The 10,050-nt window shown below is 69.0% G+C and carries 10 protein-coding genes; 4 read left to right on the forward strand and 6 right to left on the reverse strand.

The features are described from left to right. Positions 1 to 12 precede the first annotated feature (12 nt). Entirely contained in the window at positions 13 to 486 is a 474-nt protein-coding gene (locus E2493_RS05015; RefSeq protein WP_135084332.1) for a DUF3576 domain-containing protein, read from the reverse strand. Positions 487 to 735: 249 nt separating this feature from the next. Between E2493_RS05015 and E2493_RS05020 the strand changes: the two genes are divergently transcribed. Beyond that, complete coding sequence (locus tag E2493_RS05020; RefSeq protein ID WP_225421152.1) at positions 736 to 1,440, forward strand: hypothetical protein; 705 nt, start codon at positions 736 to 738, stop codon at positions 1,438 to 1,440. Positions 1,441 to 1,452: 12 nt separating this feature from the next. Here E2493_RS05020 and E2493_RS05025 read toward each other — a convergent pair whose 3' ends face one another. Beyond that, entirely contained in the window at positions 1,453 to 1,959 is a 507-nt protein-coding gene (locus E2493_RS05025; protein WP_135084334.1) for a thiamine phosphate synthase, read from the reverse strand. Positions 1,960 to 1,981: 22 nt separating this feature from the next. On the opposite strand from E2493_RS05025, the gene E2493_RS05030 reads away from it, so the two are divergent. Both E2493_RS05030 and E2493_RS05035 read left to right on the forward strand, forming a co-directional pair. Then, the gene (locus E2493_RS05030; protein ID WP_135084336.1) at positions 1,982 to 2,647 is read left to right on the forward strand and encodes a YggS family pyridoxal phosphate-dependent enzyme; all 666 of its coding nucleotides are present in this window, start codon (positions 1,982 to 1,984) and stop codon (positions 2,645 to 2,647) included. Positions 2,648 to 2,732: 85 nt separating this feature from the next. Then, on the forward strand, positions 2,733 to 3,395 hold the full coding sequence (locus E2493_RS05035; RefSeq protein ID WP_135084338.1) for an HAD family hydrolase: 663 nt from the start codon (positions 2,733 to 2,735) through the stop codon (positions 3,393 to 3,395). Positions 3,396 to 3,424: 29 nt separating this feature from the next. Here E2493_RS05035 and ribA read toward each other — a convergent pair whose 3' ends face one another. From ribA to E2493_RS05050, 4 genes are all read right to left on the reverse strand, one after another. Continuing rightward, positions 3,425 to 4,468 (reverse strand): GTP cyclohydrolase II, encoded by a 1,044-nt coding sequence (ribA, locus tag E2493_RS05040; RefSeq protein WP_225421153.1) that lies wholly within the window; start codon positions 4,466 to 4,468, stop codon positions 3,425 to 3,427. Next, positions 4,465 to 5,259 carry an exodeoxyribonuclease III gene (locus E2493_RS21700; protein ID WP_225421154.1) on the reverse strand — a complete coding sequence of 265 codons (795 nt, stop codon included), beginning with the start codon at positions 5,257 to 5,259 and terminating at the stop codon, positions 4,465 to 4,467. The genes ribA and E2493_RS21700 overlap by 4 nt, the downstream gene beginning before the upstream one ends. A 250-nt stretch (positions 5,260 to 5,509) precedes the next feature. Beyond that, on the reverse strand, positions 5,510 to 6,124 hold the full coding sequence (locus E2493_RS05045) for a LolA family protein (protein WP_191992965.1): 615 nt from the start codon (positions 6,122 to 6,124) through the stop codon (positions 5,510 to 5,512). A 133-nt stretch (positions 6,125 to 6,257) separates the two neighbouring features. Next, the gene (locus E2493_RS05050; RefSeq protein ID WP_225421155.1) at positions 6,258 to 8,570 is read right to left on the reverse strand and encodes an FtsK/SpoIIIE family DNA translocase; all 2,313 of its coding nucleotides are present in this window, start codon (positions 8,568 to 8,570) and stop codon (positions 6,258 to 6,260) included. A gap of 221 nt (positions 8,571 to 8,791) precedes the next feature. Between E2493_RS05050 and E2493_RS05055 the strand changes: the two genes are divergently transcribed. Then, entirely contained in the window at positions 8,792 to 10,000 is a 1,209-nt protein-coding gene (locus E2493_RS05055) for a UbiH/UbiF/VisC/COQ6 family ubiquinone biosynthesis hydroxylase (protein WP_135084344.1), read from the forward strand. Positions 10,001 to 10,050 lie beyond the last annotated feature (50 nt).

The following is a 10,050-nucleotide window of genomic DNA, read 5'->3' on the forward strand; positions in this document are numbered from 1 at the left end:
TCGACTTACTCCTTAGCCGGCGATCGCGTTCCGGCGCAGATCGCGGGCCTTGGTGAGAATGATCTCTTCCAGCCGCTGCACGGTGGCGGCGGTGACCGGTGCGTCGACCCACTGGCCGTTGCGCAGCACCTGGCGCGAGGCGGCGACGCGCAGCGCGTCGGCGCGCAGATCGGCGTCGAGGATCGTCGCCGTCACCTTCACCCGGTCGCCGGGCGCGTTCGGATTGGCATACCAGTCGGTGACGATCACGCCGCTGTTCGCGTCGGCCTGGGCAAGCGGCGCGAAGGACAAGGTGTCGAGCGCGGCGCGCCACAGATAGGCGTTGACGCCGATCGTCGTGACTTGCGACGCAGCCAGATCCGCTTGCTTGACCCGATCGTTGTTGCCGCCGCCGAGCGTCTTGTTGATGTCGTCACGGATGAAATTGCAGGCGCTCAGCGAGAAGGCCAGCCCGATCGAAAGGGCAAGAGTGGCGGCGCGTACCATCAGGGCGGTTCCTTGAAACTACAGGGGGTCAGGCGCCGTTATAGAGAGGCGTGCGCGGGCGGCAAGCCGTCTTGGCCGAAGGGGCGGCGGAGCGCCGGAGGCACGCTTGCGGCGAGTCGGGCACGCGATTGTGGATAGTTTGCAACAACTGCAGGGATTCGTTTCGCCGCGGTTGCTGTTTGCTGGTCTGCCGCGTTGAGGCACACTACATCATTGGCTCTGGGAGAGTCGGGAATCGTGTTGAAGCAGGTGGGAATCGGTACGGCAGGGGGAGCGGCGCTGGCTGCGCTGGCTCTCGTGCTGACTCCTGCGCTCGCGGCGGAGAAGACCTCCAGGCCTGCGCCGAGCTTTCGCCTCGGCTCCAAGATTCGCACCGGCACCTTCACGCCCGCCGTCGCCGATCCGCGCCTCGCGGCCGAGCTGGCGCGCCGCGGCCTGAACGGCGGCAGCTTCCGCTTCACCCCGTCTTCGTCGGCCTCGGCGAACAGCCGCGCCGTCCGCGTCGCGGTTCGCGCCCGGGCTGCGACGCCCGCCCAGGCGATCCGCAGCGGCGAGAGCTCGGCCTCCGCGGTCACGGCGATCACGCCGACCGCCTACAATCTCGGCGTCTCCGTCGGCTGGCGGCGCTTCGCCGTGTCGGGTGACGTGGCCGAGGTGAAGGGCGGGGCGATCCCGGGCGGCCGCAAGAATGCCGAGGTCGGGGTCAGCTATTCCGGGACCCGCTTCACCGGGCGGATCGAGGCCGGCGTCGACAAGGACGACGCCTCCGCGCTGCGTATCACCCCAGTCGACAGCGGCTATTCGGTGGGTGTCGGCGGGTCCTATCGGATCACCCGCAACCTCGATGTGACCGGCGGCGTCCGCTACAAGTTCCAGCGCGATCGGCTCGAGCCGCTCGCCGACCAACGCCGCGACAGCCAGGCCGTCTACATCGGCACCGCCTTCCGCTTCTAGGCGGAGGCTATTTCAACACCAGGCGTCGATCGCAGCCCAGCCATAAGCGCCGGGCAGCGTTCTTGCGTTGCGCGCGTCGACTCCGCCGAGCGCCACCACCGGCACCCGCGCTTGCCCGGCGATCAGGCCGAAGCGTGCCCGGCCAAGCGGTCGCGCACCGGGATGCGAGCGGGTCGGGAAGACCGGGGAGAGGAAGACGAGCCCGGCACCGGCCCGCTCGGCCGCCCGCAGCTCGCGCAGATCGTGAGCCGAGGCTGTCCTGAGCCCGCGTCCCTGCCGGTTGTGGACGCCGTCGCCGGCAAGCCGCCGAGGTCCGGCGACGATCAGCATCAGGCCTCGCCGCCGCGCCACTCTCCGCACCTCTGCGAACAGCGTGCGGCGCTCGCGCGGCGGCGTGGAATAGTAACGAAAGACGACTCCCGCGCCGCGCGGGAGGCGCTCCAGCGCCGCCCACAGCCTTTCTCCCAGCCGTTCGTCGGTCATCAGCCAGAGGCGCGGCAGAGGCTGGCGGCGGGGCATGGCGCTTCCTATAGCAGCCGCCATGAATGGTGCATCAGAGGAACGGTTGGCCGAGATCCGGTCGAGGATCGACAGAGCGGCGAAGCTCGCCGGGCGCAGGAGCGGGGAGGTGCGCCTGATCGCCATCTCCAAGACCCATGACATTGCGGCGATCCGGCCGGTGCTCGAGGCGGGGCATCGCCTGTTCGGCGAGAACCGGGTCCAGGAGGCGCAGGAGAAATGGCCTGCCCTCAAGACGGACTATCCGGACGCCGAACTCCATCTCGTCGGCAGGCTGCAGTCGAACAAGGCCGAAGACGCCGTCCGGCTTTTCGATGCGATCCACGCGATCGACCGGCCATCGCTGATCGGGGCATTGGCCGCCGCGATCGGCAAGATCGGGCGCACGCCGCTGTGTTTCATCCAGGTCAACATCGGCGACGAGCCCCAGAAAGGGGGCTGCGCCGTGGCCGAGCTTCCCGCACTGCTCGACGCCGCGCAGGCCGCCGGCCTGCCGGTCGCCGGGCTGATGTGCATCCCGCCCGCGGAGCTCGAGCCAGCGCCCTATTTCGCGCTGCTCGCCAAGCTCGCGCGCCGCCATGGCCTCGATGGACTCAGCATGGGCATGTCGGGCGATTTCGAGACCGCGGTGACGCTCGGCGCCACCCACGTCCGCGTTGGGACCGCCCTGTTCGGAGAGCGCGGGTGAGGTTCGAGGATGCCGTCGAACCGAATACGCACGCGTCGACTAAATGCGTGACTGCCCTGCCACCACGCATGCGCGGGGCACGCGCATGAGGTTCGACGGCATCATCTTCGATTTCGACGGAGTCCTGCTCGAGAGCGAATATGCGGGCAATCTGCAGATCGCCGAATATCTGACAGGCATCGGCCACCCGACGACGGCCGAGCAGTCGATGGCCGAGTTCATGGGCCTGTCCGGAGCCGATTTCCTGGCGGCGATCGAGAGATGGATCGGCCGGCCGGTTCCCGAGGATTTTCACGTCGCGCGGGCGGAGGAGGATGAGCGCGTCCTCGCCGAGGGGCTGGAATCGGTCGCCGGCTCGATCGCCTTCATCGAATCGCTGCCGCTCGATCTGCCGAAGGCGATCGCCTCGTCGAGCAAGAGCCTTTGGATCGAGACCCATCTCGATCATCTGAAGCTGCGCCATCACTTCGAGGGGATGATCTTCAGCGGCCATGAGCATGTCGCGCGCGGCAAGCCGGCGCCGGACATCTATCTCCTCGCCGCCGAGAGGATGGGCGTGTCGATCGAGCGCATGGTGATCCTCGAGGATTCGGCGGTCGGGGTGAAAGGCGCCGTGGCCTCGGGAGCCGAGGTGATCGGGCTGGTCGCGGGGCGTCACTGCGGCCCCGATCACGCCGAACGGCTTCGCGCTCTTGGCGTCCACCACATCGCCGGGAGCTTCACCGACGTGGCGCGGCTGATCGCCTGACCGCGCGTCAGGGCGCGTGCCCGTCGACGCTAGAGTTCGTGGCCGCTCCGCCGCCGCTTGGTGTCGAGATAGGCCTGGTTGTGGGGGTTGAGGCCGCGCTTCAGCGGCACGCGCTCGCGCACCCGGATTCCTGCGGCTTCCAGCCCCGCAACCTTGCGGGGGTTGTTGGTCAGGAGACGCACCTCGTCCTGGCCGAGCGCTTCGAGCATCCGCGCCGCGACCGCGAAGCTGCGCTCGTCGTCCCCGAAGCCGAGCCGCAGATTCGCGTCGACGGTGTCGAAGCCCTGGTCCTGCAGGGCATAAGCGCGCAGCTTGTTGATCAGGCCGATGCCGCGGCCCTCCTGGCGCAGGTAGAGCAGGATCCCCCAGCCGGATTCGGCGATCGCGCGGACCGCGCCCTCGAGCTGCGGTCCGCAGTCGCATTTCAGCGAGCCGAGCACGTCCCCGGTCAGGCACTCGCTGTGCAGGCGGACGAGCGGCGGCGCTCCGCTCGGCTGGCCGATCAGCAATGCGACATGTTCGGCCGGATCGCCGGTCGACCGGAAGGCGACGATCTCGGCCTTCTCGGCTTCGGCAATCGGCAGCCGCGCGCGCGAGGCGATCGTCACCGTCGGCTCGTGCACGGCGGCGGCGATGACCTCGCTCGCCAGCTGGAGCGAATCCTCGCCCGCCACGCCGCCGGCGAACAGCGCCGGAAGCAGCCCGGCAAGGCGGGTGAGCTGGATCGCCGCTGCCGCCCCGGCGGGGGGCGGGCAGGCGCGGAACGGCCCCTTGAGCGGACTGGCGAGGTCACGGGCGGGATCGGCGATCGCCACCGCCTCGGCAAGATCGATCCACGGCATCCGGGCGATCCGCACCGGCGCGGTCGGCACGGCGTCGCGCTGGTTGGCGAGCTTGAGCGTGACGGCGCGCGGTCCCGAAATCAGCAGGTCGGCCGGAGCCTCGGCATCGAAGGCGCCGAGCGCGCCCTCGTCGGCCGTCTCGACCGCCAGAAAGGCGGTGCCGTCGATCGTCACCGGCCAGCCGCGCCGCAGCGCGTCGACGGCGCGGGCGACGTCGCGGCCGCTGCTCACATCGCGAACTCGGTGACGAGCGGCACGTGGTCGGAAGGCTTCAGCCAGCTGCGGCAGACCTCGTGCACCTCGTGGGACACGGCCTGGGCGGCGACGTCCTTGGTCGCCCACATATGGTCGAGCCGCCGCCCGCGATCGTTCTTGGTGTGGTCGGGCGAACGGTAGCTCCACCAGGTGTGGAGGCGCTTCGGCGCAGGGTGGAAATGGCGGCCGAGATCGACCCAGTCGTTGCTGCTCTGCAGGCGGCCGAGCGCCTCGACCTCGATCGGCGTGTGGCTGACGACCTTCAGCAGCTGCTTGTGGTTCCAGACGTCGCATTCGAGCGGCGCGACGTTGAAGTCGCCGACCAGGACGGTGGGATGGCAGCAGCTCTCGGACCAGCGGGTCATCCGCTCGATGAAGTCGAGCTTCTGCCCGAACTTGGGGTTGAGCTCGCGGTCCGGAATGTCGCCGCCGGCGGGTATGTAGACGTTCTCGAGCCGTACGCCGCTTGCCAGGCGCACGCCGACGTGCCGCGCCTCGCCGTTCGCCTGCCAGTCGAAATGCTGCTCTTCCTCGATCGGCACGCGGCTGAGGATGGCGACGCCGTGGTGCATGCGCTGGCCGCGGACCACCTGGTGGACATAGCCGAGCGCGCGGAATCCCTCGGCCGGGAAGTCCGCGTCGACGACCTTCGTCTCCTGCAGGCACAATATGTCAGGTGCGTGCTCGCGCAGGAACTGTTCGACGATGCCGAGGCGGAAGCGGACGGAATTGATGTTCCAGGAAGCGATCTTGAGAGTGGAGGACATGGCGTCGCGTCTAGCTGCCTGCGTCATTGCTGTCGATTGGTGCCGCCGCCGCTCAGGGCGCTGAAAGTAAAGGCCCCCGCTCCGGGGGCGTGGAGCGGGGGCCAACCTGGCGTGTTACGCGAGGTCGATCACGGTGCCCGGGTCGAGCAACAGGGGGAAAACCCGCCCCAGGTCCCGCAATCGCAATATGTTCTCTACCGATCCCATCCTGTCGCGAGGATGAATGATTAACCGTTTCAGAGAAAAACTTTTATTTGGGCCGGGTGAAGCGGAAGGCGGTGTCCGCCACCGGCACGTTGAAGCGCTGGTTGGTCAGCTTCACCGTCGTTCGGTTGTTCTGCGCGTCGATCACGGTCCAGCCCTGGAGCAGCAGGCCGGCCGGCGCGCTGCGCACCTTGGCGAAGCCGAGGGTGACGGTGCCATATTGCGGCCGCTTGGGATCCTTGGCCTGAACGAGCAGGGTCTGGGAATCGTTGCGCACCACCTTGGCGATCCGCGTCAGGTCCGGGTTCGGATCGAGCAGCACGCCCAGCGGCGAGTTGCCGATCGGCCAGTTGTCGACGCGCTTGGTCTCGTAATCGACCATGTACAATTTGCTGCCGTCCGCGACGATCAGCATCGGCACGCCCTGCTGGTACTGGAAGCGGATCTTGCCCGGCCGCTTCAGGGTGAAGGTGCCGGAGAGGGTCTGGCCGCGCCGGTCGGTCTGGCTGAAGCTGGCGGTCATCGTGTTGACCGCCTTGAGGTGTGCGGTCACCGCGGCGAGCGGCGAGTTGGCCTGCGCCACCACCGCGGTCTGCGGCACGGCCACCGCAGCGGCGGCGATCGGCGCGACGGCCAGGGCAAGCGCTTTGGAACGCAACATCAGTATCTCCTGAAGCTCGATTTGTCGGGAGGGATAGGGATGTCGCGTTGAATGTCCACTGAACCCGAGGGTTCCCGTCGGTTCAGGTTCGCCGTGCCGATGGGAGCTCGTCCCATCGGCCTCGGCGCCCGCCTCAACCGATCGGGCGACCTTCCGGATCGACCAGGACCTCGCGGCGACCGACATGGTCCGGGACGCTGACGATGCCGTCCTTCTCCATCCGCTCGATCAGCCGGGCGGCATTGTTGTAGCCGACGCGCAGCTGCCGCTGCAGGTAGGACGTGGAGGCCTTCTGGCTCTCGGCGACGGTCTGCACCGCCTTGCGATAGAGCTGCGTCTCGGCGTCGTCGTCGCCGGTCGGCTGGCCCTCGAACATGTAGCCGCCGTCCTCCGGCTCCTCGGTGACCGCCTGGATATAGTCCGGCTGCCCCTGGCCCCGCCAGTAATCGGCGACGGCGCGGACCTCCTCGTCCGAGACGAACGGGCCGTGGACGCGGGCGATCTGCTTGCCGCCGGGCATGTAGAGCATGTCGCCCTTGCCGAGCAGCTGCTCGGCGCCCTGCTCGCCCAGGATAGTGCGGGAATCGATCTTCGAAGTGACGGCGAACGAGATGCGGGTCGGCAGGTTCGCCTTGATCACGCCGGTGATGACGTCGACCGACGGCCGCTGGGTGGCCATGATCAGGTGGATGCCGGCCGCGCGCGCCTTCTGGGCGAGCCGCTGGATCAGGAACTCGACCTCCTTGCCCGCGGTCATCATCAGATCGGCGAGCTCGTCGACCACGACGACGATCTGCGGCAGGATCTCGTATTCCAGCTCCTCCATCTCGTATTTCGGCTGGCCGGTCTCGGGATCGTAGCCGGTCTGGACGCGGCGGCCGAGCGTCTGCCCCTTCGATTTCGCCTCGCGCACCTTGGCATTGAAGCTGGAGAGCTGACGGACGCCGACGGAGGCCATCATCCGGTAGCGCTCCTCCATCTGCTCCACCGTCCACTTCAGCGCACGGATCGCCTTGGCGGGCTCGGTGACGACCGGAGAGAGCAGGTGGGGGATGTCGTCGTAGATGCTGAGCTCGAGCATCTTCGGATCGATCATGATCATTTTGCACTGCTCGGGCGTCAGCCGGTAGAGCAGCGACAGGATCATGCAGTTGAGTCCGACCGACTTGCCCGAGCCGGTGGTGCCCGCGACCAGCAGGTGCGGCATCGGCGCGAGATCGGCGACGACGGGATCGCCGGCGATGTTCTTGCCGAGCACGATCGGCAGCTGCGCGACCTGATCTTCGAACGCGTGGCTGGCGATCAGCTCGGAGAGGGCGACCATCTCCCGCTTGGTGTTGGGGAGCTCGATGCCGATCACGCTGCGACCGGGAATCGTCGCGACTCGCGCCGAGAGGGCGGACATGTTGCGGGCGATGTCGTCGGCGAGCTGGATCACCCGACTGGCCTTGATGCCGCTCGCCGGCTCGAGCTCGTACATGGTAACGACCGGGCCGGGGCGAACCTCGACGATCTCGCCCTTCACCGAGAAGTCCTCCAGCACCGTCTCGAGCAGCCGCGCGTTGCGCTCGAGCGCCGCCTTGTCGAGCGTCGCGGTGCCGGCCGGCGGCGGGGGCGAGAGCAGATCGAGCGGCGGCAGCTGGTAGGAATCGCCGAGGGCGAGCGACGCCTGACGGTCGCGCGACGGGCGCGGGCTCGGCGAAGGCGCCGGAGCACGCTCGTTGATCACGGTGCGCGAGGGCTCCGCGCCGGCGACCACCGGGGCGCGGGCGGGCCGCTGAACCGGCGCATCGTCGATCTCGTCCTCGTCCTCGTCATGCTCGTAGGCGCCGGGCGCGGCGAGCGCGCGCGGCGTGCGGCGGAAGCGCCGCGACGCAATCCAGCCGAGCTCGTCCGGCTGCAGGCCCAGGCCGAACCAGATGCAGGTCAGGCCGGCCACGGCGAAGAGGACGATCAGGGCGATCCGGAAGGGCTCGACGATTCCTGGCTCGCCGATCGCACCGAGCCCGAGGCCGACGAGCTTGGCGACCGACAGGCCGAAGGCGCCGCCCCAGCCTGCGGGAAGGGCGTTCACCGCCTCGCCGGACAGCAGGGCCGCCGCGGTGCCGCTCAGCACCAGGCCGGCGATCGTGAGCAGCAGCGACTTGCGCCAGCGCCCGGCGCCGACGCCGCGGGCGATGCGGACGCCGAGAAGCAGGACGAGCGGCAGGAGCAGGACGGCCGGCAGGCCCCAGAGGAAGAGCAGGAGATCGGCGGACAGCGCGCCGGGCGTGCCTAGCCAGTTGCCGACCGGTCCGGCAGCGGCTGTGTTCAGCGAGGGATCGCTGGTCCGGTAGCTCGCCAGCGCGAGCGCGGCGAGCAGCGCCGCGACGATCAGCGTGCCGCCGGCGATCAGCGCGCCGGTGCGCTGGGCGCGGCGCTTTGCGCCGGCGCGCCACTGCGCCATCCTCTCCTGCCGGGCGCTCTGCGTCGCCGAACTCGCCATCGCCATGTGCCCCGTATGTTCCGCTCTAACCTCTTGATGCGCCTTGGGAGACTCTTCGGTCAAGCGCCTGGCGCGGCTCTCCCTCGTGGCGGCCGCGGAATTGCAGGGGCGTTAACCAGGCCGGGACGATTTTCCTGCCGGCCGTTGTTTCGCGGCAACGGATAAGGCGTTAAGGGCCAGCCATGGAGCGCGCGGACGTCATCATTCTCGGCGGCGGGCTGGTCGGCCTGACCACCGCCATCGCTCTCGACCGCCATGGTCTCTCGAGCATCGTCGTCGATCCGGCCGATCCGGAAAAGACGCTGGCCCCGGCCTTCGACGGCCGCGCCACCGCCGTTTCGAGCTCCTCCTATCGCATGCTCGAGGCAATCGGAGTCGCTGCCCGCCTCGAGGGCGAAGGCTGTCCGATCAACGGCATCCGGGTCAGCGACGGCCTGGAGCCCGGCGGCATCGATTTCGAGCCGGAGGAGGGGGACGATCCGCTCGGCATCATGTTCGAGAACCGCCGCCTTCGCCAGGCGCTGCGCGAGACGGCAGCGGAATCGGCGCGGATCAACCTGCTGATGCCGGCGTCGGCCGCCGAGGTCGTTCGCGACGCGAATGGCGTACGCGTCGCGCTCGCGGACAGCCGGATGCTTGCGGCACCGCTGCTGATCGCCGCCGAGGGCCGCAATTCGCCGACCCGCGAGGCAGCGGGGATCGCGATGGCGCGTTGGAGCTACGCGCATTCGGCGATCGTGGTTACGGTCGACCACGAATATCATCACGAAAACATCGCCTACGAGATCTTCTATCCGGCCGGCCCGTTCGCGATTCTGCCAATGCTGCCCGGCACGCGCTCGGCGATCGTCTGGTCGGTGTCCTCGGCCGATGCACCCGCCGTCGCCGATCTGCCGGAACGGGCTCTGGCCGCCGAGATCGAGAAGAGAATGGGCGGGTTCCTCGGCAAGATCACGATCGCCGGGCCGCGCTGGAGCTATCCGCTCGGCTTCCACCATGCCGCCGGAATCACCGGTCAGCGTCTCGCCCTCGTCGGCGACGCCGCGCACGGAATCCATCCGATCGCCGGCCAGGGCCTGAACCTCGGCTTCCGCGACGCCGCCGCGCTCGTCCAGGTGCTGGTCGAAGGTGCCCGGCTCGGCCTCGATCTCGGCGACGCGCAATTGCTCGCCCGCTACGAACGCTGGCGCAGCCTCGACACCTTCATGGTCGCCGCCGCCACCGACGGCCTCACCCGGCTCTACGGCATTCCGGGCAGGACCGCGTCGGCGATCCGCCGCTTCGGCATGGGCCTGGTCCAGCGCGTCGGCCCGCTGCGCGACCAATTGATGGCCGAAGCGCGCGGCGAGACGGGCGACATGCCGCTGCTGCTCCGCGGCATGCCGATCTAGATCCTCCCTGTGAGGCGAAGCCTCATGGGGGGGGGGTGGAGCCGCGGGGG

The organism is Sphingomonas parva (ex Maeng et al. 2020) (assembly GCF_004564275.1).
In the GTDB taxonomy this organism is placed as follows: domain Bacteria; phylum Pseudomonadota; class Alphaproteobacteria; order Sphingomonadales; family Sphingomonadaceae; genus Allosphingosinicella; species Allosphingosinicella parva.

Coding starts and splice junctions, on each gene's coding strand:
- E2493_RS05015 (WP_135084332.1), bottom strand. CDS start 486: ATGGTACGCGCCGCCACTCTTGCCCTTTCGATCGGGCTGGCCTTCTCG.
- E2493_RS05025 (WP_135084334.1), bottom strand. CDS start 1,959: ATGCCCCGCCGCCAGCCTCTGCCGCGCCTCTGGCTGATGACCGACGAA.
- E2493_RS05030 (WP_135084336.1), top strand. CDS start 1,982: ATGAATGGTGCATCAGAGGAACGGTTGGCCGAGATCCGGTCGAGGATC.
- E2493_RS05035 (WP_135084338.1), top strand. CDS start 2,733: ATGAGGTTCGACGGCATCATCTTCGATTTCGACGGAGTCCTGCTCGAG.
- E2493_RS21700 (WP_225421154.1), bottom strand. CDS start 5,259: ATGTCCTCCACTCTCAAGATCGCTTCCTGGAACATCAATTCCGTCCGC.
- E2493_RS05045 (WP_191992965.1), bottom strand. CDS start 6,124: ATGTTGCGTTCCAAAGCGCTTGCCCTGGCCGTCGCGCCGATCGCCGCC.
- E2493_RS05050 (WP_225421155.1), bottom strand. CDS start 8,570: ATGGCGCAGTGGCGCGCCGGCGCAAAGCGCCGCGCCCAGCGCACCGGC.
- E2493_RS05055 (WP_135084344.1), top strand. CDS start 8,792: ATGGAGCGCGCGGACGTCATCATTCTCGGCGGCGGGCTGGTCGGCCTG.